The organism is Hyphobacterium lacteum (genome assembly GCF_036330345.1).
Classification (GTDB): domain Bacteria; phylum Pseudomonadota; class Alphaproteobacteria; order Caulobacterales; family Maricaulaceae; genus Hyphobacterium; species Hyphobacterium lacteum.
Genome location: NZ_JAZDRP010000003.1, coordinates 293,995 through 317,543 on the forward strand (window position 1 = coordinate 293,995; position 23,549 = coordinate 317,543).

26 protein-coding genes are annotated in these 23,549 nt (G+C 61.2%); 18 read left to right on the forward strand and 8 right to left on the reverse strand.

The features are described 5' to 3' along the window. Positions 1 to 33: 33 nt before the first annotated feature. A complete protein-coding gene (locus tag V0U79_RS06240; protein ID WP_330198618.1) occupies positions 34 to 648 on the forward strand; it encodes a hypothetical protein in 615 nt (204 codons plus the stop codon). A gap of 17 nt (positions 649 to 665) precedes the next feature. Further along, positions 666 to 2,069 (forward strand): radical SAM/SPASM domain-containing protein, encoded by a 1,404-nt coding sequence (locus V0U79_RS06245; RefSeq protein WP_330198619.1) that lies wholly within the window; start codon positions 666 to 668, stop codon positions 2,067 to 2,069. Here the strand turns inward: V0U79_RS06245 and V0U79_RS06250 are convergent. Continuing rightward, on the reverse strand, positions 2,066 to 3,481 hold the full coding sequence (locus V0U79_RS06250; protein ID WP_330198620.1) for a pyridoxal phosphate-dependent decarboxylase family protein: 1,416 nt from the start codon (positions 3,479 to 3,481) through the stop codon (positions 2,066 to 2,068). The two genes, V0U79_RS06245 and V0U79_RS06250, sit on opposite strands and share 4 nt — an antisense overlap. A gap of 276 nt (positions 3,482 to 3,757) precedes the next feature. On the opposite strand from V0U79_RS06250, the gene V0U79_RS06255 reads away from it, so the two are divergent. Together V0U79_RS06255 and thiC are read left to right on the forward strand one after the other, a co-directional pair. Beyond that, positions 3,758 to 4,138, forward strand: coding sequence for an MmcQ/YjbR family DNA-binding protein (locus V0U79_RS06255; protein ID WP_330198621.1), 381 nt, complete (start codon positions 3,758 to 3,760; stop codon positions 4,136 to 4,138). Continuing rightward, on the forward strand, positions 4,135 to 5,997 hold the full coding sequence (gene thiC, locus V0U79_RS06260; protein ID WP_330198622.1) for a phosphomethylpyrimidine synthase ThiC: 1,863 nt from the start codon (positions 4,135 to 4,137) through the stop codon (positions 5,995 to 5,997). The genes V0U79_RS06255 and thiC overlap by 4 nt, the downstream gene beginning before the upstream one ends. A gap of 184 nt (positions 5,998 to 6,181) precedes the next feature. Here thiC and V0U79_RS06265 read toward each other — a convergent pair whose 3' ends face one another. Then, positions 6,182 to 6,508, reverse strand: coding sequence for a YkgJ family cysteine cluster protein (locus V0U79_RS06265; protein ID WP_330198623.1), 327 nt, complete (start codon positions 6,506 to 6,508; stop codon positions 6,182 to 6,184). Between the two features lie 141 nt (positions 6,509 to 6,649). Between V0U79_RS06265 and V0U79_RS06270 the strand changes: the two genes are divergently transcribed. Continuing rightward, on the forward strand, positions 6,650 to 7,138 hold the full coding sequence (locus tag V0U79_RS06270; RefSeq protein ID WP_330198624.1) for a GFA family protein: 489 nt from the start codon (positions 6,650 to 6,652) through the stop codon (positions 7,136 to 7,138). A gap of 20 nt (positions 7,139 to 7,158) precedes the next feature. Here V0U79_RS06270 and V0U79_RS06275 read toward each other — a convergent pair whose 3' ends face one another. After that, positions 7,159 to 7,302: a hypothetical protein gene (locus tag V0U79_RS06275; RefSeq protein ID WP_330198625.1), complete on the reverse strand. Its 144-nt coding sequence runs from the start codon at positions 7,300 to 7,302 to the stop codon at positions 7,159 to 7,161. A 306-nt stretch (positions 7,303 to 7,608) separates the two neighbouring features. Here V0U79_RS06275 and V0U79_RS06280 point away from each other — a divergent pair, with 306 nt between their 5' ends. The 4 genes from V0U79_RS06280 to V0U79_RS06295 are packed head-to-tail and all read left to right on the forward strand — an operon-like array spanning position 7,609 to position 10,427. Continuing rightward, complete coding sequence (locus tag V0U79_RS06280) at positions 7,609 to 8,490, forward strand: thioredoxin family protein (RefSeq protein ID WP_330198626.1); 882 nt, start codon at positions 7,609 to 7,611, stop codon at positions 8,488 to 8,490. Continuing rightward, complete coding sequence (locus V0U79_RS06285; protein WP_330198627.1) at positions 8,487 to 9,092, forward strand: DUF1214 domain-containing protein; 606 nt, start codon at positions 8,487 to 8,489, stop codon at positions 9,090 to 9,092. Before V0U79_RS06280 ends, V0U79_RS06285 begins: the two co-directional genes overlap by 4 nt. Next, positions 9,089 to 9,580 (forward strand): DUF1254 domain-containing protein, encoded by a 492-nt coding sequence (locus V0U79_RS06290; RefSeq protein WP_330198628.1) that lies wholly within the window; start codon positions 9,089 to 9,091, stop codon positions 9,578 to 9,580. The genes V0U79_RS06285 and V0U79_RS06290 overlap by 4 nt, the downstream gene beginning before the upstream one ends. A 37-nt stretch (positions 9,581 to 9,617) precedes the next feature. Continuing rightward, positions 9,618 to 10,427, forward strand: a complete 810-nt coding sequence (locus V0U79_RS06295; RefSeq protein WP_330198629.1) for a PhzF family phenazine biosynthesis protein — start codon at positions 9,618 to 9,620, stop codon at positions 10,425 to 10,427. Here V0U79_RS06295 and V0U79_RS06300 read toward each other — a convergent pair. After that, entirely contained in the window at positions 10,424 to 10,879 is a 456-nt protein-coding gene (locus V0U79_RS06300; protein WP_330198630.1) for a hypothetical protein, read from the reverse strand. The genes V0U79_RS06295 and V0U79_RS06300 overlap by 4 nt on opposite strands. 196 nt (positions 10,880 to 11,075) lie before the next feature. On the opposite strand from V0U79_RS06300, the gene V0U79_RS06305 reads away from it, so the two are divergent. Continuing rightward, entirely contained in the window at positions 11,076 to 12,389 is a 1,314-nt protein-coding gene (locus V0U79_RS06305) for a trypsin-like serine peptidase (RefSeq protein WP_330198631.1), read from the forward strand. Further along, positions 12,389 to 13,030, forward strand: coding sequence for a lysoplasmalogenase (locus tag V0U79_RS06310; RefSeq protein ID WP_330198632.1), 642 nt, complete (start codon positions 12,389 to 12,391; stop codon positions 13,028 to 13,030). Before V0U79_RS06305 ends, V0U79_RS06310 begins: the two co-directional genes overlap by 1 nt. Here the strand turns inward: V0U79_RS06310 and V0U79_RS06315 are convergent. Together V0U79_RS06315 and rpoH are read right to left on the reverse strand one after the other, a co-directional pair. Further along, positions 13,027 to 14,025 carry a DUF481 domain-containing protein gene (locus tag V0U79_RS06315; RefSeq protein ID WP_330198633.1) on the reverse strand — a complete coding sequence of 333 codons (999 nt, stop codon included), beginning with the start codon at positions 14,023 to 14,025 and terminating at the stop codon, positions 13,027 to 13,029. The genes V0U79_RS06310 and V0U79_RS06315 overlap by 4 nt on opposite strands. A 60-nt stretch (positions 14,026 to 14,085) precedes the next feature. Beyond that, the gene (gene rpoH, locus V0U79_RS06320) at positions 14,086 to 14,982 is read right to left on the reverse strand and encodes an RNA polymerase sigma factor RpoH (RefSeq protein ID WP_330198634.1); all 897 of its coding nucleotides are present in this window, start codon (positions 14,980 to 14,982) and stop codon (positions 14,086 to 14,088) included. A 147-nt stretch (positions 14,983 to 15,129) separates the two neighbouring features. Here rpoH and V0U79_RS06325 point away from each other — a divergent pair, with 147 nt between their 5' ends. Beyond that, positions 15,130 to 15,780 carry a TetR/AcrR family transcriptional regulator gene (locus V0U79_RS06325; RefSeq protein WP_330198635.1) on the forward strand — a complete coding sequence of 217 codons (651 nt, stop codon included), beginning with the start codon at positions 15,130 to 15,132 and terminating at the stop codon, positions 15,778 to 15,780. Between the two features lie 144 nt (positions 15,781 to 15,924). Continuing rightward, positions 15,925 to 16,686, forward strand: coding sequence for a cupin domain-containing protein (locus tag V0U79_RS06330; protein ID WP_330198636.1), 762 nt, complete (start codon positions 15,925 to 15,927; stop codon positions 16,684 to 16,686). On the opposite strand, the gene V0U79_RS06335 is transcribed toward V0U79_RS06330, so the two are convergent. Continuing rightward, positions 16,683 to 17,675, reverse strand: a complete 993-nt coding sequence (locus V0U79_RS06335; RefSeq protein ID WP_330198637.1) for an RluA family pseudouridine synthase — start codon at positions 17,673 to 17,675, stop codon at positions 16,683 to 16,685. The genes V0U79_RS06330 and V0U79_RS06335 overlap by 4 nt on opposite strands. 113 nt (positions 17,676 to 17,788) lie before the next feature. Between V0U79_RS06335 and V0U79_RS06340 the strand changes: the two genes are divergently transcribed. After that, the gene (locus tag V0U79_RS06340) at positions 17,789 to 18,280 is read left to right on the forward strand and encodes a hypothetical protein (RefSeq protein WP_330198638.1); all 492 of its coding nucleotides are present in this window, start codon (positions 17,789 to 17,791) and stop codon (positions 18,278 to 18,280) included. A gap of 39 nt (positions 18,281 to 18,319) precedes the next feature. Here the strand turns inward: V0U79_RS06340 and folE are convergent, their stop codons facing one another. Beyond that, positions 18,320 to 18,946 (reverse strand): GTP cyclohydrolase I FolE, encoded by a 627-nt coding sequence (gene folE, locus V0U79_RS06345; protein WP_330198639.1) that lies wholly within the window; start codon positions 18,944 to 18,946, stop codon positions 18,320 to 18,322. A gap of 212 nt (positions 18,947 to 19,158) precedes the next feature. Between folE and cysS the strand changes: the two genes are divergently transcribed. The 4 genes from cysS to thrS all read left to right on the forward strand — a co-directional run bounded on the left by cysS (position 19,159) and on the right by thrS (position 23,543). After that, on the forward strand, positions 19,159 to 20,532 hold the full coding sequence (gene cysS, locus V0U79_RS06350; protein WP_330198640.1) for a cysteine--tRNA ligase: 1,374 nt from the start codon (positions 19,159 to 19,161) through the stop codon (positions 20,530 to 20,532). A gap of 169 nt (positions 20,533 to 20,701) precedes the next feature. Next, positions 20,702 to 21,151 carry an iron-sulfur cluster assembly scaffold protein gene (locus V0U79_RS06355; protein ID WP_330198641.1) on the forward strand — a complete coding sequence of 150 codons (450 nt, stop codon included), beginning with the start codon at positions 20,702 to 20,704 and terminating at the stop codon, positions 21,149 to 21,151. 113 nt (positions 21,152 to 21,264) lie between these two features. Further along, positions 21,265 to 21,615 carry a membrane protein insertion efficiency factor YidD gene (gene yidD / locus V0U79_RS06360; RefSeq protein WP_330198642.1) on the forward strand — a complete coding sequence of 117 codons (351 nt, stop codon included), beginning with the start codon at positions 21,265 to 21,267 and terminating at the stop codon, positions 21,613 to 21,615. Beyond that, complete coding sequence (gene thrS / locus V0U79_RS06365; protein WP_330198643.1) at positions 21,612 to 23,543, forward strand: threonine--tRNA ligase; 1,932 nt, start codon at positions 21,612 to 21,614, stop codon at positions 23,541 to 23,543. The genes yidD and thrS overlap by 4 nt, the downstream gene beginning before the upstream one ends. Positions 23,544 to 23,549 lie beyond the last annotated feature (6 nt).

Sequence of the window (23,549 nt, forward strand, 5' to 3'; positions counted from 1 at the left end):
TGCTAGGCTGATCGCCAACAGGGGAGATTGCCCATGAGCGACAATGGCAAGAAGAACCGCCGCTTGTTCCTGAAATCGGCTGCCGCCATGGGGCTGGCAGGAGTCGGTGCAAAAGCGGCTGCCCAGGATATTCAGCGCATGCCGCGGCCAACCATTCGCGACCGTGTGGTGACACCGGTTCGCGGCACTGTCTCGCAGAATCGCAATCTCGGAATGGTGGGGCTCCGGCAGGGCATGACGGGCCTCAGCATAGAGGCAGAATCGCTGTTGCGGAATGACAGCCTGATCCCGGACAGTGAAGTGGAAGGCACGGTTTCCCTGGTCCGCGAAATGGTGGCCGGTCTTGATTCCAATTTCTCGGGGATGGTCCGCATTGATCTGGCCTTCGGCGTCAACGGTGATCCGCGGCTGTTCAATTGCGGCAACAATACCTGCGGAGGGCATACATGTGGCAGCCATACCTGCGGCACGAATAATTGCGGTTCACAAACCTGCGGCACCAATACCTGTTCTTCGAATGTCAGCATAACCAACGGGAATCTGAGCGAAATTCCGCGTTCCAGCCGTCGGCAATGGCAGGTCATGCAGCAGATGCATCGGGAAATGGATAACCGCTATATCGAACTCAATGTCATACAGGTCGAGTAGGCGGGATCGCGGCGGCCATGCCTGACGGACAGGCCTCCCGGGTTGGCGGTGATCAGCTGGTAGCTTCGCAATTCAATTGCTTTGTTCCGTCGGCCTTCGACAGCATCGTGCTGATGTACAATGCCGCCAGTGGCGCTTTTGCGGCCGTCAGCGTGGAAGAATTCGAAGATATCGCCGCACTGATGGCGGATCCGGGTTCGGCACCGGCCGAGGAGGTCAGCAAGCTCACCGGGGCCGGGTTTCTGGTACCGGCGTCACGGGATGAACGGGCGGATGTGCGATCAGCCTATTTCGAGGGCCGGGCGGCTGAAACCGGGCTGAACCTCACCATTGCCCCGACCGTCAGCTGCAATTTTGCCTGCTCCTATTGCTTTGAAGAACACCCCAAACGGCATTTCTCGGATGAGGATTTTCAGGCCGTCACCGCTTATGTCCGGGAAAATCTCGATGCCGGCGCCCCGCTCAGTGTGACCTGGTTCGGCGGGGAGCCGCTGGCGGCCTTCCGGCAGTTGAAGGCGCTGGACACGGCCTTGCAGGCCATCGCTGACGGGCGCGGATCAACCTACACCCAGTTCATGATCACCAACGGCTCGCTTTTGACAGAGGAGCGGATTGCCTATTTTGCTTCGCGGCCCGGCTTCACCGGGGCACAGGTCACAATCGACGGCCCGGCGGACATCCATGATGCCCGCCGTTTTACCAGTGCTGGTAAACCCAGTTTCGAAAAGATCATGCGGAATCTCAAAGCCATTGCTGGCCGGATGGCGATCAGCCTGCGCATCAATCTCGACCGGCAGAATGTCGACCGGATCCCCGAGCTGATCGATCTTATCATCGGGGAAGGAATTGCGGATTGGGTCAGCCCGTATTTCGGTCATGTTGTCGATTACACGGATGAATGCGGCGATCTCGCCAGCACCATGCTGACGCGCGAGGAATTCGCTGCCGCCGAGATCCGGCTTTTCAATCTGATGATCCGCAAGGGATTGCGGCCCGGGCTCGACCTGCCGCGCCCGCAGGCCGGCAGTCTGTGCGTGGGCGATGCGCCTGGCGGAGCGGTGATATCACCGGGCGGGCTGGTCTTCCGCTGCTGGAATGAGACCGCGTTGCCCGAAGGGGAAGCCTATGCCCGGATCGACGATCGGGGCGGGCTGGTGCGCAACGGCGTGAAGGAGGAGCGCGAGCGCTTCTGGAAGGCGTATGACCCTTTCACCCACGCCGAATGTGCCGATTGCACGGTCCAGCCCCTGTGCCGCGGCGGGTGCCCGTGGGAAGCGGACAAGCGCCCAACGGATGGTCCCGGCCATTGCACGCCGCTGCGCTATAACCTGCCGGACCTGCTGCGGCTGATCCATTTGCGCGACAGCATCGATGCGATCGAGCCGGGCGGGGAGCGGCCGCTTCCGCGCCAGACGGTCTAGGCGAGTTCCGCAGCTATCTCCCGGATCGCGGCCCAGCCGGACTCGACATGGTGTTGCTGTGTGTAGGTCTGGCCGATCACGAAGCGGATCACCACGCGGCCATCGAGCAATGTCTTTGTCAGGTAGAGCCGGCCGCTATCATTCATCGCCTGCACCAGGCGCGTGTTGAGCGCGTCCAGCGCGGCGTCATCCAGCCCGCCGGGATTATAGCGGAACACATTCAGCCCGAAGCGCCGCGGCGCCATGATCTCGAAATCCGGTGTGGCTGAAATCTCCGTTTCCAGCCATTTGGCCATGTCGATATGAGCGCGGACCATACCGCGCAGCCTGTCCGCGCCATAGCTGCGGATCACGAACCACAGCTTCAGCGCTCTGAAGCGCCGGCCCAGCGAAACCGTCCAGTCCCGGTATTCCGGCATCTGTTCGCCATCCGGCGATTGCAGATAGGCCGGCGAGATCGCCAGCGCGCTGATCAGCTCTGACGGATCGCGCATGAAAAAGGCCGAACAGTCGAAATTCGTGAACAGCCATTTGTGCGGGTTGAAGACATAGGAATCGGCCAGTTCGATACCGTCCATCCAGTGACGTTCTTCCGGCAGGATCATGGCCGACCCGGCCCAGGCTGCATCGATGTGAAAGAAGATGTTCTCGCGCCGGCAGACCTCGCCGATCGCCCGGATCGGATCGACCGAGCCCAGCCCGGTCGCGCCAAGGCAGGCGATGACACAGGCGGGCATGCGCCCGGCCTCCCGGTCTTCGCGTATGGCAGCCTCCAGCGCCGTCACATCCATCGCAAACGCGCCATCGGTCGGCATCTTGCGGACATTGTCCGAGCCGATCCCGGCGATCCGCGCCGCTTTTTCGACCGAGGAATGCGCTTCCGATGAGGCATAGACAATGGGCGTGGTTTCTCCCGCCAGCCCCTTGCGCGCAACGCGGCCCTCTGTGGCGCGTTCGAGCCCGGCGATCAGCGCACACAGATTGGCCGTCGAGGCGGAATCCTGGATCGTGCCGGCCCAGTTTTCCGGCAGGCCACTCATCTCGCGCAACCATTCCATCATCCGGGTTTCCAGCTCATTGGCCGCCGGAGAGGTTTCCCAGAGCATGCACTGGGCGGCCAGTGTCGCTGTCAGCATCTCCGCCAGTACCGAGGGCGGGCTCGAATTACCATTGAAATAGGCAAAGAAATTCGGGTGCTGCCAATGGGTGATGCCGGGCATCACTTTCTGTTCGAAATCGTTGAAGATTGCGGACATGTCTTCACCGGCATCCGGCGGCGAGGCCGGCAATTGCGCCAGCAGATCGCCGGGACGCGATTGCGAGCGGACAGGGCGGTCCTCCACTGTTTCCAGATAATCCGTCATCCAGTCGGAAAAACGGTGCGCATGGGCGCGGAAATCCTCGAAATCCATATCAGCTATTCCTGAAACCTGATCCCGTGAAACTGGGCGATGTGCCCGGGAACAGCAATCAGCGCGTGACAGTAGCCTGTAAAACGAGTGCGCCCGCACGGCGGGGCACGCTAGTTCGGGGCCGTTTCCACGACCGCCCGCACGGCTTGCACGGGCGCCGCGGGAATGTAAGTGTGCGTTCATCCAGGGGGTGTCCTGAGCACGAGGCGCAGGGCTGAGATCTTACCCTTAACAACCGGATCCGGGTCATGCCGGCGGCGGGATGGAAGAGGCGCGATGACGCGGGAAGACTTCGACGAATTTTGCGGCGGCCTGCCTCACACCACGCATGTGGTGCAATGGGGCGCGGTTTCGGTCTGGAAGATCGGCGGCAAGATGTTCGCGCTCGGCGATCGGGAAGAAAAGCTGGACGCATTCTGCATCTCCTTCAAGACCACGGAAATGTCGTTCGAGATCTTGCGCGAACAGCCCGGCTGCCGCCCGGCGCCCTATCTCGCTTCGCGCGGCGCGCCCTGGATCCAGCAACTGACAGATGAAACCCTCAACGATATCGACCTGCAGGCCTATATCACCCAGAGCTACAAGATCGTCGGGTCCGGCCTGCCGAAGAAGACGCAAAGAGACCTTGGCTTCCTGCCAGAGAAAGACAGCGAATGAACAAGCCCACCAGCCAGAACGCGTTCGAGACCCCCCAGGTGACCACCGGCCCGCTGCCGGGGTCGCGCCGGGTCTACACCTCGCCGGCAACGGCGCTGCACCTGAAAGTGCCGCATCGCGAGATCGATCTGCACCCGACCGCCAACGAGCCGCCCGTGCGCGTCTATGACACGTCCGGCCCCTATTCCGATCCGGATGCTGTGATCAATGTCGAGACCGGTCTGCCGCGCTGGCGCACCGCGCTGATCGAACAGCGCGGCGGCGTGGAAAGCTATGAGGGCCGCGAACCCACCCCGCTGGATAATGGCGGCGCGACGGGCAAATACCTGGCGCGGGAGTTTCCCGTGCGCCATCGCCCGCTGCGCGGCAATGGGACGGGTCCCGTTACCCAGTTCGAATTCGCCCGCGCCGGCATCATCACGGACGAGATGATCTACGCCGCCGAGCGCGAGAATCTGGGCCGCCGGCAGGCCCTGGAACAGGCCGCCGCCAACATCGCCGATGGCGAGAGCTTTGGCGCCGCCATCCCCGAGCATGTCACGCCGGAATTCGTGCGCGACGAGATCGCCCGTGGCCGGGCCATCATCCCGGCCAATATCAATCACCCGGAGCTGGAGCCGATGGTGATCGGCCGCAATTTCCTGGTGAAGATCAATGCCAATATCGGCAATTCCGCCGTCGCTTCCTCGGTCGAGGAAGAGGTGGAGAAAATGGTCTGGGCCATCCGCTGGGGCGGTGACACGGTGATGGACCTTTCCACCGGCAAGAACATCCACAACACGCGCGAATGGATCCTGCGCAACAGCCCCGTGCCCATCGGTACCGTGCCCATCTATCAGGCGCTGGAGAAAGTCGGCGGCATTGCCGAGGATCTCACCTTCGACATTTTCGCCGACACGCTGATCGAACAGGCCGAGCAGGGGGTGGATTACTTCACCATCCATGCCGGCGTGCGCCTGCCTTACGTGCCGCTGACCGCTAACCGGGTCACCGGCATCGTTTCGCGCGGCGGGTCCATCATGGCGAAATGGTGCCTTGCCCATCACAAGGAGAGCTTCCTTTACGAGCGCTTCGAGGAAATCTGCGAGATCATGCGCGCCTATGATGTCTCCTTCTCGCTGGGCGATGGCTTGCGCCCGGGCTCGACGGCAGATGCCAATGACCGCGCCCAGTTTGCCGAGCTCGAGACCCTCGGCGAGCTCACCAGGGTGGCCTGGGATCATGGCTGCCAGGTGATGATCGAAGGCCCGGGCCATGTCGCCATGCACAAGATCAAGGCGAACATGGACAAGCAGCTGGAAACCTGCGGCGAGGCGCCGTTTTACACACTCGGCCCGCTCACCACGGATATCGCGCCGGGCTATGACCACATCACCTCGGGGATAGGCGCGGCGATGATCGGCTGGTTCGGCTGTGCCATGCTCTGCTATGTCACGCCGAAGGAACATCTCGGCCTGCCCGACCGCGATGATGTGAAAGTGGGCGTGGTGACCTACAAGATCGCCGCCCATGCGGCCGATCTCGCCAAGGGCCATCCGGCGGCCAAGCTGCGCGATGATGCGTTGTCGCGCGCGCGCTTCGAATTCCGCTGGGAAGACCAGTTCAATCTGGGGCTCGATCCGGAAACCGCGCGCGATTTCCACGACCAGACCCTGCCGAAAGAGGCCCACAAGGTGGCGCATTTCTGCTCCATGTGCGGACCGAAATTCTGCTCGATGAAGATCACCCAGGAGATCCGGGACGAGTTCGGGTCTGCCAGGGCACCGAATTCGGTCGACGAGGCCGAAGCTGGCATGGCGGAAAAGGCCCGCGAATTTAACGCGAAGGGCGGGGAGATTTATCTGGAAACGAAGGACTAGGCTTTTATTCGTCATCCCCGCGAAAGCAGGGACCCAGTTGCGCCATCGAAACCGGCACACGCTGCGCCAACCAGCTGCTAGCTTCGCCTCCGCACAGATTGCGCGCATGAATTTGTCTCTTTACCGTGGCTCTGGGTCCCAAAGCCCGTTCCCGCGAAAGCGGGAATCGCAGGGATGACGACCATCAGGCGACTGCGGCTTCCCGCACCTTCTCCCCCATCACGCCATTGGCACGGATGGCTTTGAGGCATTCGAAACTGCCCGCGCGGAAGGCGCGGCAGGCTTCCGGGCGCTGATCATAGACACCGCAGATCGCCTGGCCGGTCTCCAGTTTCAGATGCGTGCAATGCCCGCAGGAAAAGTCGACGAAGGTGCGTCCGTCTTCCGCCTGAAACAGCGAGTCCGGTGGCAGGGCGCGGCCGGTATCTTCCGGCAACAGGACGAGATAGCGCGGATTGCGGCTGAAGCAGCACGCTCCGCAGGCAACGCAATCATACGCCGCATCGGACATGGGTGACACGCATCCACCGCCCGGACAGGACCTCTCCTGTCGGCCGGCGGCGGACGGGCAGATAGGGCCGGGCGCGGATTTCCGCAAGCGGAATTCGCGCAAGGGTGCTACACCCTTTGCACAAAGCCCGGGGGAGGCTGCATGTCCGATCAATCCGCCCATGCCGGCGGCTGCTTCTGCGGTGCCATCCGCTACAGGCTGACCGAAAGTCCGATGTTCGTACACGGCTGTCATTGCCGCGATTGCCAGGTGCAGACCGGCGGGCCGTTTGCCGTCAATGCGCTGATCGAGCGGTCCTGCGTCGAGCTGGTCTCGGGCAAGCCGGTCCGGGTGGAACTGCCGACCGACAGCGGCCAGCCGCACGACATCTACCGCTGTCCGGAGTGTCAGACAGCCGTGTGGAGCGATTATGGCCGCCGCGAAGTCCTCGTCTTCATCCGTGCCATGACGCTGGACGCGCCGGAAGCCTGCCCGCCGGATGTGCATATCTTCACGCGGTCGAAAATGCCGTTCATTGATCTGCCGAACGGCGCGAAGGCCTTCGAGGTGTTCTACGACATGCAAGCCGAATGGCCGGCGGCGTCACTGGCGCGCTACGACGCGCTCAAGACCCGCCGGCTCGGCGTCTGACGCGGCTGACCGCGGCGCGCTCAGCGCTTGTTGCGCAAATGCTCCAGCCCGCCGACCTGACCCGTTTTCTGGGACGGCTGAGAGGCATTGTGTTTCTTCTTGATATTCTTTTCCGCTTTCGGCTTTTTCGCCTCGCGGTTCGACCTGGATTGGCCCTTGGCCATGGGATGAACCCTTTCGCGGAGGGCCAAACGCCCCCCAATTCATGCCGGCATGAGGACGGCACCGGATGATCCTATCATGCGCCGCGGCCCGCGTATGCGGCTTTATCCGCGCGATGCCTTGCCGTGCGATAATGCGCGGAAAACCGCGCTTTTTGCCTGCGGCATACGGCTCATAGTCGTAGTAGTTGTAGTAGTCGTAGTAGTAGGAGACAAAACCGTCTCCGATAAAAAAATAGGCGGGTTTCCGGGCTTCAATCCGGACAATGCGCGCGCTAGCGTGCCGGAACCACTGCCGAGGACTGTTCGATGCGTTTTTTGCTTCTGCCGCTTATTCTTCTTCTGACCGGGCCGGCTTTTGCCGAGGGCGGTCATGCACAGCCCTTCTCCAGCGAGGCCGATGCCCGCGCCGAGGTCGAGGCGGCGATCGCCCGGGCAGAAGAGAACGGCACGCGGGCACTGCTCGTTTTCGGCGCAAACTGGTGCCATGACAGTATCGGGCTCTCCGATCATTTTGCGCAGGACGACATGCAGGAGATTCTCTTCGAAAACTTCGAACTGGTCCTCGTGGATGTCGGCTGGCGTGACCGGAATCTTGATATTGCAAGGGATTATGGCGCCTGGACCATCTATGGCACGCCGACCGTCCTGATTGTCGATCCTGAGCTGGGCCTCATCAATGCCGACACAATGCACACCTGGCACTGGGCCTATTCGCGCCCGCATGACGATGTTGTCCGTTATTTCCGGCAGATGGCCTTTGTCCGCCCCGGCGGCGGCGTGGTCGAAAATACCCGCACCTATGCCGGGCTGGAGAGTGAAATCGCCGCCTGGGAAGCCCGGGAAGGCGCGCGCCTGACCCGCGCCTATGCAACATTGCAGGAATGGCAGGCCAGTCTGGCCTGGGCATTCGAGGCGGCCGGAAATGACGAGGAAGCCACACGGCTGGTTGAACTTTACCATTCGGTCGAGGCCGATATCGACCATCACCGTGGCCGTATGCGCGAGGACCGCAACGCGCTTTATTCGCAAGCGCGCGAACTTGTCCGCGACGCCATTCTGGACCAGTCCGGCGCGCTGACGCCGGAGGCCGCAACGGCGCTGGATGCGGCTTCTCCCGAGCTCCATCTCGACTTCCCCGATTATGGCCCCGTGCTCTTTCCCTGGGAAGATGAGGGATGGTCGCTATGATCCGCTGGCTGATCACGCTGGTTCTGGCGGTCCTGACAGGCTTCGGTTCCGCCGTATGGCTGGGCGGCTGGACGCCGCTGGACCCGCCGGGCCTGTTCCGCTCGATCGAGATCAACGACTGGACCAGCGATCCAGCCATCGGTTCGGAAACCGCCGATCCCTATACCCGTGCTTATGTTGCCCGCCGGGGCCTGCTCGGCCTGCGCCGCGAGGAAGCCACCTATTACATCCGCGCTGTCGACGATGGGGGTGCGCCGCTGCGGGAAGATTGCGCCTATGTGATCGAGGGTGAGGTGCCCGATGTGCGCTGGTGGTCGGTGACACTCTATGCCGGCGATTATTTCCTCGCGCAGAATGGCGATGATGCGCATTCAATCGATGCCTCACGGGCTACCATTGGCGAGGACGGACGCTGGCGCGCCACCATTCAGGACACGGATCCGCAAGATGGCTCGGTCTGGATTTCCAGCCGCAATGCCGGGAATTTTGACCTGCTGCTGCGGCTCTACAATGCCAGCGAAGCCGTGCTGGAAACGCCGGAAACGGCCTTGACGGTGCCCGATGTCATCCGGCTGGGCTGCCGTGGGGAGGGCGCATCATGATCCGCCATATCCTCGCTTTCATCCTGCTGGCCGCGGGCGTTCATGCCGCCACCATCTGGTATCTGCCGCGGCTGGCCATGAATACGGCGATGTCGCGGCTGGAAGCGCAGGGTGCCGGTCTGAACACCTTTATCCATGTGCCACCGACCGACGAGACCAGCCGCCGGGTCGTGCGTCCGTCGCCTGACCTGCTCTACTCGGTCTGCCTGCTTGATCTGTCTGAAGGGCCGGTGCAGATCCATGTCGCCGGCTGGGGAGATTATGTCTCGCTCTCCCTGTTTGCCGGCAATACCGACAATGTTTTCGCGGTGAATGAATCCAGTGGCGAAGGCGATATTGCGGTGTCTGTAACCAATGGTGATGGCGCCGATGTTGATCTCGGCAGTGAGCGCGGTATTGCCATTGTCCGCCGCCTCGCACCGGACGCCGGCCGGATTGCTGCGGCCGACGCCGCACGCCGGTCTGGTGATCTCTGCGAACCTGAGTAGAAGCGATTGCCTGTCCCCCGAAATCGAGTGCCGAATAATGAAAATTCCCTATGCCGAAATCCATGCCTTCATTGATGGTGATACGCCGTTTACCGGAAATCCGGCCGGTGTCTGCCTGCTGAAGAAATATCCGTCCGACGAGATTCTCCAGGGTATCGCCCTGTCCAACAATCTGTCCGAGACGGCCTTTCTTGTGGAGGCCGGAACGGATCGCTGGCAGCTGCGCTGGTTCACCCCTTCGGTCGAGGTCGATCTGTGCGGGCATGCCACATTCGCATCGGGCGCTTTTCTGTTCGAGCGGGGCCTGGTCGATGGCGGTACCGCTGTGTTCGAGACGCGCTCCGGCGAGCTGAAAGTCAGCCGCGAGTCAGACGGAAGCTATGCCATGGACCTGCCAAAGGTGGACTTTTCGCCGGCCGAGCCCGATCCCATCGTGGTCGAGGCTCTGGGCGCGGGCGATCCGGTTGAGTGTCTCGACGTCAACCGCGTCCATGGTGCTGCCTATCAGATGATGGTGTTCGAGGATGAAGCCACGATCGCCGGTCTCAATCCTGATGAATCGCTGCTCACCAGCGCCTTCACCAATGTCATTGCAACGGCCAGGGGCAAATCGGCAGATTTCGTCTCGCGTTTTTTCGCACCGGCATCCGGCGTGGCAGAAGACCCGGTGACCGGTTCGGCGCACTGTACGCTCGCACCTTACTGGTCCCGAAAACTCGAACGCCCCCGGCTGTCAGCCCGTCAGATCGGGCCACGGCCAGGGGCGCTGGAGGTAGAGCCTTCAGGCGATCGCGTCAGCCTGTTCGGGCGCGCTGCCTGTTATCTCGAGGGGGAGATCAGGCTCTAGTACGGATGACGGCGGCCACGCGGACCATGTCCGCGGCCCCGGCCACGATACGGTCTGTCGTATCCGCCATGACGGCCATAGTGGATGACCACATCAATCGGGATCTGGCGGCCATGCCGTCCAATCCGGAAGAACTCGCCATAACGGTTGGTATAGACAATACCCGGCGTGCCCCGACGGGCGCCTGAGCCACGATAGGCACCATTGCGGCGCTCATAACGGCTGGCGACATAATTCCAGGACCGTGGCGGGCAATCGATGACGCGCCGGTCCCGCCGGTCTTCGCGGCGGTCCCAGCGGCCTTCATTGTACCGGCTGTCGCGGCGGTCTTCCCGCAGGTCCGGGCAGGACGCAGCATTCAGGTGCCAGGTGCCGGCATTGGCGGCCGGCGCAGCAAGAGCAGCAAGCGAGAGAAAACCCGCAGCGGAAATCAGTTTGGCAAAGTTTTTCATCTTCTAGCCTCGTGATGCGACGTCCCTTTCGCTTCGTCGGGTCTAGCGAATTGAAGCTGTATGACAGTTGAACGGCAGGTTCAGAAAAACGCAGGGGGTAGGTTTGCGCCGATGCGCCGGAGGCTTTGCCATGGACCCCTCAGGGGTCCGCCGCTAGGCTGCCAGTGCGAGGGACAGGGAATCGCCGGGGGAAGGTATGCGTATTCTAGCCAGTCTTGTTGCCGCCATCATGATGTCCTGGTCCGGGTTCGCCCAGGAGCGGGAAGAACGCCTCTCACTGGATGAGATTGAGAGCTGGATGCGCATCATCCAGGTCAAACCCGGCATGACCGGTGTCCCGCAAGGTCCGCAGGTGCCGGCCGAATTCCGCGGCGATGACAGCTGCCGCTGGGCCAATGACAATGAATGTGATGATCCGCGCTACGGGACCGGTGCCTGCCAGATCAATACCGACTATTCCGATTGCTGGCGCATTCTGTCGGGTGCCGAGGATGACAGCTGCCGCTGGGCCAATGACAATGAATGCGATGAGCCGGGTCTGGGAACGGGGGCCTGTGTTCAGGGAACAGATGCCACCGATTGCGGTGACCTGGTTTCACTTCGTTTCCAGCGTGACAGCTGTGAAACGGCGTTCGACGGGGTTTGCCAGGAGGCTGGGCAGGGTGGTGACGGCAGCTGTGCCCCGCGAACCGACCGGTCTGACTGTATCGGCCGCGAACGGCCGCTGACCATTTTTGATCACTATTTCGGATATGATGACCGCGTTTTCATGGACACGTCCGTCTTTCCCTGGGTCGTGGTGGGCCAGATCACGATGGATAGCGGCGGCGCCTGTACGGCCACGCTGATCGGTCCGGACGTTCTGGTGACCGCCGGTCACTGCATTGCCGGACAGAATGGCGTGAATTTCAGTGGCCGGTTCGAAACCGGTTATGATCTGCGCGGCGGGCCACGCACCGCCCGCATCATTGACTACTTCATGTCACCGCAATGGGATTATCAGCGCTATCGCACGACCGACGATATCGATGGCACTGACTGGGCTTTACTGCGGATCGATACTCCGCTCGGTGATGAACTTGGATTTGTGGGAATCCGCGCCCTTGTGACCGAGGAAGGCGAACAGGCCGCTCTGCGCGCTGATATCTACCAGGCTGGCTACAGCCATGACACGGGCGATCATCTGTCCGGCAATATCGCCTGTCAAATGGTGACCATCTATCCGGATAATACGATGGCGCACGAATGCGATACCACACGTGGCGATAGCGGATCCCCTTTCATGGTCCGCGAAGGCAACGAGTATTTCATTGTCGCGACGGATTCCAATTTCCGCCGCAATCCCAACGGGCCCTATTTCTATATCGCCGCACGTGCGGATGAATGGGTGCCCTATTATGAGGATTTCGTCTCCGGACAGCTGGGTCAGACTCGTCGACCGGCTGGAAGTGACGGCGTCAAGCCGGGCGGTGTGATCACCAATCCCTTTGCGCCTGCTCCGGTGAAATGATGACGACATCCCGTTCTGACAAGGTCCTGCTCGGGGCCGCTGCCGTACTCGCCTTCGGTTATCTGATGACAGGATTTGGCCTGCCGATCGGCTATCCAGCCATTGTGGGGCTGAAATCCTCCGGCATTCTGCTGCTGGCAGTCTACGCCCTCCGGTCGCGATCCATTCTGCTCGGACTGGCCTTGGTGGCGTCGGCCATCGGCGATGCCATGCTGGCCTTGCAACCGGCCCAGATGACGCTGGGCATGGCGGCATTTGGAATCGCCCACATCCTTTATGGCTGGCTGTTTTTCCAGATTATCCGGTCAGACGGTTTCCGCGGACCGCTGGGCGTTGTGCTCGCCTGTGTGCTCGGCGCCTTCGGTGGCGCCATGCTGGTCACGCTATTGCCGGGCATGGGCGAACTGACCGTGCCGGCCAGCATTTACAATGTGATTATCATGTTGATGGCCATCCTGGCGGCTGTCTCGAAAGCCCGCTGGCTGGCAGTCGCCGGCGCCATCCTGTTCGTGGCGTCTGACAGCCTGATCGCCATGGATCTGTTCATGGGCCAGAATCCGGCCTGGCGCGGCCCGACCGTCTGGGTCACCTATGTCGCTGCGCAGTTCTGCCTCGCGATCGGCCTGTTACGGAGGGCCTAGAACTCCCGGACGATCGAGATATCGAATCGGGAATCACCTTCCTCGAAACCGGGCAGGGGCTCAAACTCGTGGCGATAGCGCCAGGAGGCTTCCACCGCCCAGGCCTCGCTAAGCGCGGTGATGAAGGCGAATTTCTGTTCGGCGCGGGAGGATTCCGCGATCAACAATGTTGTTTCCGAAGCGAACCGGCTGGTCTCGGTGATCTGCCATTCATAGTCCGAGCCCAGATCAAGCGCCAACTGGCTCTCCGCCGATCCGGCCATGGGCGAGACATACCGCACACCGGGGCCGGCGCGTAGCACCCAGTCCATGTTTTCCGGCATGTCCGGGCGGTAGGCGGCGCCGGCGCTTATGAACGCCGTGAAATCATAACTGGACAGCTGGTCCTGATCGTATTCGCCACCCAGGAAGAGGCTCCAGTGTTCGCCCAGCTGCCGTTCGCCTCTCGCATCCAGCGATAATTGATCGCGGGACGTGGCCCCACCGGATTCCGAATAGGCATAATCAAGCCCGGCTTCAAAACCCCACTCGGCCAGATCGCGTTCGATTTCGAAGCCGAGGGAATAATCCTGTTGATCCGAATTGCCTGAGTCGACACGCAGACCGGCCGACAGTCGGCCCGACCAACCCGCCCAGGGACGTGTCAGGGCGAACCCGTCGTCCACCTCCGTCTCGGCGAGAACGGTTTCAGTTTCTGCCTCGACTTCCGGCGCAGGAAGCCTGGCCAGCTGGTCGACACCGATGTCCGCCGCGATGAACCGGTTTTCAGCCAGGGTCAGGCGTTCAGGCGCCAGCTCGGCCAGCGCGTCGAGCACAGCGGGAGCGCCGCCGGGCGCGACGCGGGCGACAAGATCCACGGTCTCGGCAAAGCCCTCATCGCTCTGGGTAGCAGCCGCTTCTGCAAGCAGCCGGCGATAATCGTCCGACAGGGATTGTCCGAAGGCCGGGCTGGAAGACAGGATAATGACGGCTAAGGCCAGAACGCGCAGATACATTGTCTCACTCCAATAATGGAGTCAGACCTAGATTGACCCTGCCGGCAAGTCGAGCCGCGCTCAGGCCTCTTCGGGGATAAGTCCCTGTTCGGCGGCAGCTTTTTTCATCGCCTGTTGCAGTTTTTCAAAAGCCCTGACCTCGATCTGGCGAATCCGCTCGCGGCTGACTCCGTAGACTTCAGCCAGTTCTTCCAGCGTCTTGGGTTCGTCGGTCAGCTTGCGTTCCTGGATGATATGCTGTTCGCGCTCGTTCAGGTCCTGCATGGCATTCTGGAGCAGCGTCATGCGCTGATCGAACTCGTCGGATTCCGCGAGCTCCTCTTCCTGGTTGCCGGCGTCCTCGTCTTCCAGCCAGTCCTGCCATTCGCTGTCACCCTCAGAGGCTTTCAGCGGCGCGTTCAGTGACGCGTCCGGACCGGACAGGCGGCGATTCATCGAGATGACGTCGTCATCCGTGACGCCCAGCTTGGTGGCAATCTCCTCAACCTGTTCAGGGCGCAGATCGCCTTCATCAAGCGCCTGCATCTTGGATTTCATGCGGCGCAGATTGAAGAAAAGCTTCTTCTGGGCGGCTGTGGTGCCCATCTTCACCAGAGACCAGGACCGCAGAATGTATTCCTGAATAGAGGCGCGGATCCACCACATGGCATAGGTGGCCAGACGGAAACCCTTATCCGGGTCGAACTTCTTGACCGCCTGCATCAGGCCGACATTGCCCTCGGAGATAACCTCGGCAATCGGCAGGCCATAGCCGCGATAGCCCATGGCGATCTTCGCCACGAGGCGCAGATGTGACGTCACGAGTTTCTCGGCAGCGCCGGTATCCTCGTGTTCACGCCAGCGCTTGGCCAGCATGAATTCCTCGTCCTTTTCGAGCATGGGGAATTTCCGGATCTCTGTGAGATACCGGTTCAGTCCGCCCTCGGGCGACAGTGACAGGGTCATCGCATTCGCCATTTACGTCCCCTTGTACTCCTTGGCTCGGGTCTAGTTAGGAAGTGACCAGGTGAAATGCTAGAGCATCACGGCCAAGTGATGGCAGAGGGATCATCACCGCTTGTTTCCCAGTCTTTCGGTGCAATCAAAACCGGTGCACAATAAACCATGGCTCGTAAAGCCCGCCAGATCCGGAATGCGGCAGCCTCCCGCGAAGCGTTGATGGAGGCTGGCGCGCGCCTGTTTGCCCGGAAAGGGTTTGCCGCGACATCGCTGGACGCCATTGCCGAGGACACCGGGCTGAACAAGGCCATGGTGGCCTATTATTTTGGCTCCAAGACCGGTTTGTATCAGGCTATCCTCGACCAGGGCGTGAGCCGGGTTCTCGAGCGCGTCGATGTGGAGGCACTGGAAGCAAGGCCGCCGGACCTGCGCCTGCCAGCCTTTGCCCGTGCCCTGGCAAGAGGTTTCGAAGCCGCCCCCTATCTGCCAGGCATGCTGGTTCAGGACTATCTGTCCGGCGAACAGCAGATGCGGCCGGAAGCCGCCGCCAGCCTGGCCCGCAATTTCGAGGTAACCCGCGCCATCATTGAACGCGGCACGATGGCAGGCGTTTTCCGGGCCGTGGACCCACACCAGGTGCATCTGGTCCTGATCGGAGCGCTGGTTTTCTTCCGGATCACAAAACCGTTCCGGGATAAAATGCAGTCGGCAGGGCGCCTGCCTTATTCGAACCCGGATCCGGAAGATTTTGCTGAATTTATTGGTGAAATGATCGCCCGCGGTTTGAAGAGCGATAGCACGCCAGAACCTCATTAGATGCAACTCGATCTGCATTCGGATGCAGGTTTGAAATTTATTTTTCTATTTGAAAATAAGCACTTGCAATCCATCTAAGTTTGTAACTAAACACATGGTTAGTTGGCGCTTGGGGGCGCTAGAAACCTGAAAGGAGGACCAGCCATGGTCTCCACGAAACACATTCTGACCGCTGCCGTGCTCGGCAGCATTCTGTCCACGGGCGCTCTGGCGCAATCAGTGGATACGCAATCCATCCTAGAACGATATGCAGCCGATTATGTCGTCAATGACGTGACCTTTACCGCGGACGAGGAGTTCGGTGTCGAGGTCAATGGCGAGATGTGGACGGTCACGCTGACCCATGCCGATCGCAGCTACAGCGTAACGGCGGGTACACCTTCCACACCCACCTTCTACTATACGGCCACCGGCGATATCCTCGAACGGATCGATCGCGGCGAAATCAGTGCCTACACGTCCATGGCCAAGGCCTTCTCGACGGACGTCACGCCGATGGACATTGAGCTGATGGATGGTGCGGACTTCGATCCGTCGATTCTGACTCACGTCTTCCATTTCTGGACGCGCGGCTTTCCGGAAGTTGTGAATTACGATCAGCAGGACCTCCGCTTCGTTCATGGTGGCAATGCCGGCATCATTTACTATCAGCCGGGCTTCCGCTCGGGCTTCGGGGCGGTCTCGCCAGGCCAGCATGTCAATGAAGATCCGCGCAGCCGTACGAATCCTTTCCCGACGCTGATCATTTGCGTGGAAGGCCAGATGACGGCGCGGATCAATGGCCAGGACACGGAATTTTCCGAAGGTCAGTTCATGATCATCCCGGCCGAGGTTAGCCACGAATTCCTCAACCCGTATGACGAGGATGCGCACTTCTTCCTCTTCATGTTCGGCGAGGGCGCCTAGAGCGTCTCGAGGAACTTTTCCAGACGCTGCATGTCCTTGGGAAGAGGCGCTTCGAAATGGAGCGCCTCTTTCGTTATCGGGTGGATGAAGCCCAGCTCATAGGCATGCAGGGCTTGCCGCCGGAAATCCTTGAAGGCCCGGCCATCATCCAGCTCTTTCAGCTTCTGCGAGCGCCCGCGGCCATAGACCGGATCACCCAGAAGCGGTGCCGAAATATGCGCCATGTGCACGCGGATCTGGTGCGTGCGGCCAGTCTCGAGCCGACATTCCACCTTGGCCGCCAGGGCTCGGCCCAGCATGGCTCCGCCTTCGCGGCCATAGCTGGCCAAAGTGCGGTAATTCGTGATCGCCAGCTTGCCGGCCAGGCTGTGCGGATCATTCACCACGGCCATTTTCTTGCGGTCGGTATCCGAGCGTGCAATCCGCGTCTCGATGCGGCCCGCGCGCGGTTCGGGCGATGAGCGCGTAAAGGCGATATAGGCGCGCTTCACCGAGTGTTCAGCGAATTGCTCGGCCAGCCCGTTATGGGTGAGATCATCCTTGGCCGCGACCAGCAGGCCGGACGTGTCCTTGTCGAGCCGGTGCACAATGCCCGGCCGCTCCACCCCGCCAATCCCCGACAGGGAGCCCGCACAATGGTGCAGCAGGGCATGGACCAGCGTTCCGGACCAGTTGCCCGCGGCCGGGTGAACTGCCATGGCGTGCGGCTTGTTGACGATGATCAGGTGATCATCCTCATAAACCACATCCAGCGGAATATCCTCGGGCGTCGGATCTGCGGCGACAGGGGCCGGCACGGTCAGCACATATTCCGCGCCCAGGATTGTCTTGTGCGCCGGATTGCTCATCACCTCGCCATTGCAGGTGAGGTTCTCTTCCTCGATCAGGGCTTTCAGGCGCGAGCGCGAATACTCGTCGATCTCGTCCGCCAGCCAGCGGTCGAGCCGAAGGCCCTTCTGTTCGGCAATGAGGGTGATGGGAGCGGTCATGCCAGCGGGTTAGCCGAACTTGTCCGCCCCGTCACGTGCCGGACGCCGGGCAATTGACTTTTGTGAGCGACAGGCTGCGAAATACGGTTATCGGGGAAGCCGGGGGATTGGCCATGACGAAGTTCAAGGGACAAATCGAGACGATTGCCGCGATTGCACAAATCGTGGCGTCGGCGGGCGTCATCCTGTCGGTCATCTATCTCGCGACCGAGGTCCGTGCGACGACGACGGCGCTCAATGCGCAAACCCACTTCAACGCGCTCACCTTGTTCAACGATCACCTGATGTCGATCGTCGAGGACGAGCAGCTCGCTGACATCATGCATCGTGGCGATACCGATCCCGATTTGCTCTCTGAAACCGAATGGCGCCGATATTCAGAACTGATGCTGGTCGCCATGAATACTTGGGAATACGCCTACTACCTTCATGAGCAGAACGCTGTTCCCGATCAGCTCTGGGAAGGCGGAGACGCCGCTTACCGCGATCTCGCCGCGAATTCACGCGGCGCGCAGCGGTTCTGGCGCGAAAGCCGTGGCTTTTTCGCGGAACCGTTCGGCAGCTATGCCAATCAGTTTTTCCCGGAAGACAGGACGGACGAATAGCCGCCGGACGGACCGGCGGCTTCGTCAGTTGCAGTCTGATTAGGCCCGCTCGACCAGGCGCATAAAGCGGCCACGCAGCTCGTCGTCGGACTTGAACTCGCCGGCGAACGTCGTGGTGATGGTCGAGACATTCGGATGATGCACACCGCGCGTCGTCATGCACTGGTGCTTGGCGTCGATGAGAACCGCCACGCCACGCGCATCCATCGCTTCCATGATGATGTCGGCGATCTGTGCCGTCATGGTTTCCTGGGTCTGCATGCGCTTGGAGAAGATTTCCACCACACGGGCGATCTTGGAAATACCGACCACATTCTTGCGCGGCAGATAGGCGACATGTGCCACGCCCATGATCGGGGCGAGGTGGTGTTCGCAATGGCTCTCGACGTCGATATTGGTGAGCATCACCATGTCGTCATAGCCCTGCACATCCTCGAAGGTGCGCGAGAGTTCCTTGGCAGGATCAGCCTCATAGCCCGAGAACCATTCCTCATAGGCTTTGACCACGCGCTTGGGCGTGTCGAGCAGGCCTTCGCGGTTCGGATTATCACCGGCCCAGGCAATCAGCGTGCGCACGGCCTCTTCGGCCTGCTCGCGGCTGGGGCGGGTTTGAGCCAGCGTTTCAGGGCGCAGCTCGGCGGGTGTCTTGGCGTCCATGTCGTCCATGATCCTTCCGTTGTCGGGTCCCGGATACATACGCATCCGGTGTAGTGCCGGTTTCCGGACCGAAGTACTGGACGCTGGATTTAAGCAGCCGCCCGATGTTCTTCCGGTTTCGCAACTCTTGCGAGACCGCTATGTAGTGCGTGAATTCGCGCCGTCCATAGGGATGGAACAAGTTTATACCCATTGTGGGGAAAACGATAGGACAGTTTGTCATGGGCAGTTTGCATTTTCACGATACGCTGACGGGCCGGAAACGGGAATTCATTCCCGGTGATCCCAAGCGGGTGACGATGTATGTCTGTGGCCCGACAGTCTATTCCTACGCCCATATCGGAAATGCGCGGCCCGCCGTCGTGTTCGACGTTCTGTATCACTTGTTGAAGCGTACCTATGGCGAAGACCATGTCGTCTATGCGCGCAACATCACCGATGTCGAGGACAAGATCATTGCCGCGATGAAGGCGACCGGCGCGTCGATGAAGGAGATCACCGGCAAGTATGCCGATATCTACAATGCCGATATGGGAGCGGTGGGTGCGGCGCCACCAACGATCGAGCCGTATGCCACGGACCATATCGGTGACATCATCGCGATGATCGAGAAACTGGCCGCAGACGGCCATGCCTATGCGGCTGAAGGCCATGTCCTGTTTTCGGTCAGGAGCTATGCCGATTATGGCAAGCTCTCCAAGCGCGACATGGACGACATGATCGCCGGCGCCCGCGTGGAAGTGGCGCCCTACAAGAAAGACCCGGCAGATTTCGTCCTCTGGAAACCGGCCAAAGATGACGAGCCGGGCTGGGACAGCCCATGGGGGCGCGGCCGTCCGGGCTGGCATATCGAATGCTCGGCCATGTGCGAGAAGCATCTCGGCGAGACGATCGACATTCATGGCGGCGGAAACGACCTCACCTTCCCCCACCATGAAAACGAGATTGCCCAGTCGGTTTGCGCACATGGGGGCACGCCGATGGCCCGTTACTGGCTGCATAATGGCATGCTGGCCATGACGGATGAAAAGATGTCCAAATCGCTGGGCAATGTGAAACTGGTCCACGAACTGATCGAGCACTGGCCCGGCGAAGTGTTGCGTTATGCCCTGCTGACCGCCCACTATCGCGCGCCGCTCGACTGGACCGATGCCTTGCTGGAGCGTTCCCAGAAATCGCTTGACCGGCTTTATGGTGTTCTGCGCCGGATCAAGGCCGAACCAGGCGACGTGCCGGAAACGGTGGAAGCCGCCCTCGCTGATGATCTCAACACACCCAAGGCGCTGGCCGCGCTGTTCGCGCTTGCGGGTGAGGCCAACCGGGCCGAGGACGAAGCTGAACAGATGGCCGCTGCTGCGGCTCTTCTGGCGGGGGGGCAGGCGCTGGGCCTGCTCAATGGCTCGCCGGATGCCTGGTTCGGGATCGACAGCCTGTCCGAGGCCGAGCGCGCAGAGATCGACCAGCTGATTGCGGACCGGACCACCGCGCGGAAGGCCAGGGATTTCGCCAAGGCGGATGCCCTGCGTGACGAGCTCATCGCCCGCAAGATCAAGGTCGAGGACGGTCCGGAAGGGTCAACCTGGCGGATGGGATAGGGCGTGGTTCGAGGCCCGGCTACGCCGGGCACCTCACCATGAGGCGGTTTGGTGGGATTGCTTTTCACTCACCTCATCCTGAGGTGCGAGCGCATGAGAGTCTCGAAGGAGGATTCCAGATCACAGCGCCTAGCACTTCCGCCACAATTCGCTTATATCCTCCGCCGTCATGAACGACGCGCTCTATTCCAGCGAGATCCTGCGTCTCGCGGCGGAGATTCCGCATATCGGCCGGCTCGACCGTGCCGATGGATGTGCGCGCCGTGTGTCCCGCCTTTGCGGCTCGTCTGTTGAAGTCGAAGTCCGGCTGGAGGGGGATCGCATCGCCGATATCGGTCTGGAAGTGAAGGCCTGTGCGCTTGGACAGGCCTCGGCCTCCGTGCTGGGCGCCAACGCCATCGGTGCTTCGGTTCGCGAGATCGAAGAGGCGCGCGATGCGCTCGGCGCCATGCTGAAAGGCGCGCCCGCACTGCAAGGCCGGTTTGCGGGCCTGTCGGCGTTGGAAAGCGCCCGCGATTACCCGGCGCGCCATGCCTCTATCCGGTTGGCTTTCGAGGCCGCCGCCGAGGCCTGCGCCAATGCGCTGAACACCACCACCCTGACCACCGCAACCGGCTAGGGCCGGTGGCGTCTGCCATGCCAGCAGACATTGCCCGCCGGTCCGGAATTCCCAAGCAAGACAATCTTTTATAGACAACCGGTTGGAAGCACCCGGTGATCAGGACCAAACCGATGAACGAAGCCTCGTTCAGACCCTTCAGCGCGATATTGATCGCGGCCGTGCGCGTCTATCAATGGACGCTCTCGCCGGTTTTCTATGCGCTGGGCGTGCGTTGCCGCCATGAGCCGACCTGTTCGGAATATGGCGCTGATTGCGTACGCAAGCAGGGCGCCTGGAGAGGCATCTGGCTGACGCTGGGACGCATCGCGCGATGCCGCCCCGGAGGCAGTCACGGCTATGATCCTGCACCGGAGAAACTGAAAGATGTGCCTTGGTGGGCGCTTCACCGCTTTCGCCTTCCGCGTGAAGCGGCTAGGAACCCATCAAACAGCCGGTCCGAACAACAGGACGAAGACAAATGATCAACGTAACGCTGCCTGATGGCGCAGTCCGGGAACTTCCCGAGGGCGCAAGCCCCATGGACCTCGCCGAGGGCATTTCAAAATCCCTCGCCAAGAAATCGATCATCGCAAGGGTCGATGGCCAGGAATGGGATCTCACGCGCCCGCTGGAGGGCGATTCAAAGGTCGAGCTCATCACGCGCGATATGCCTGAAGCGCTGGAAGTGATCCGCCATGATGCGGCGCACATCCTTGCCCAGGCCGTGCAGGAGCTGTTCCCGGGAACGCAGGTCACGATTGGACCGGCTATCGAGGACGGTTTTTATTACGACTTTGCCCGCGACGAGCCGTTTTCGACGGAGGATTTCGACGCGATCGAGAAACGCATGGCCGAGATCGTCGATCGCGACCTGCCTTTCGTGCGCGAGGTCTGGGACCGCAATGACGCCATCGCGCATTTCGAGAAGATCGGCGAAGCCTACAAGGCCGAGCTGATCCGCGACCTGCCCGAGAACGAGGCCATCACGATCTACCGCCAGGGCGACTGGATCGATCTCTGCCGCGGACCGCACCTGCCGTCCACGGGCAAGATCGGCAAGGCCTTCAAGCTGATGAAGGTTGCCGGGGCCTATTGGCGTGGCGATCACCGCAACGCCATGCTGCAGCGCATCTACGGCACGGCCTGGGCGGACGATAAACAGCTGAAAGAGCATCTCCTGCGCATCGAGGAGGCGGAAAAGCGCGACCACCGCAAGGTCGGCCGGGCTATGGATCTGTTCCACATGCAGGAAGAGGCCCGCGGCCAGGTTTTCTGGCACGACAAGGGGTGGACGCTCTACCGCACGCTGGAATCCTATATGCGCCGCCGTCTCGAGGAGGCCGGTTATGAAGAGGTCAAGACGCCGACGCTGATTGACCGCAAGCTGTGGGAAGAATCCGGACACTGGGACAAGTTCCGCGAGAACATGTTCACGGCCCAGACGGAGGATGGCGAAGTCCTGGCGCTCAAGCCGATGAACTGTCCGGCGCACGTCCAGATCTTCCGCTCCGGTCAGAAATCATACCGCGATTTGCCGCTGCGCATGGCCGAATTCGGCTCCTGTGCCCGTTATGAACCCTCGGGCGCATTGCACGGCCTGATGCGGGTGCGCGGTTTTGTTCAGGACGATGCGCATATTTTCTGTCTGGAGAACCAGATCGAGAGCGAGACGGCAGCCTTCATCGAGTTGCTGAACTCGGTCTACGAGGATCTCGGTTTCACGGACTTCATCGTGAAATTTTCGGATCGGCCGGAAACGCGGGCGGGATCGGACGAGACGTGGGACAAGGCGGAAAAGGCCCTGAAGGACGCTACGGAAGCGGCCGGTGTCGAGATGATCCTCAATCCGGGCGAAGGCGCCTTCTATGGTCCGAAGCTGGAATTTGTCCTGCGTGATGCGATCGGCCGTGACTGGCAATGCGGCACGTTGCAGGTCGACTTCGTCCTGCCCGACCGGCTCGATGCCGAGTTCGTCGGCGAGGATAATGACCGGCACCGTCCGGTCATGCTCCACCGTGCCATTCTCGGCTCGTTCGAGCGCTTCATCGGCATTCTCATCGAGAACTATGCCGGCAAGTTTCCGCTCTGGCTGGCGCCATTGCAGGTCGTGGTCGCAACGATCACGTCTGACGCCGATGGCTATGCAGAAGAGGTTGCCGGGACGCTGCGCAAGGCCGGTCTCCGGGTGAAGACGGACCTGCGCAACGAGAAAATCAACTACAAGGTCCGTGAGCACTCGGTGGGCAAGGTGCCGGTGATTGCGGTTGTCGGCATGAAGGAAGCAGAAAACCGCAAGGTCGCTTTGCGCTTCCTGGGTGAAGGCAACAAGCAGCAGGAAATCATCGGCCTCGACGAAGCCGCGGACATGCTGATAGCGGAAGCCATGCCTCCTGATCTGAAGCGGGGCTAAAGACAG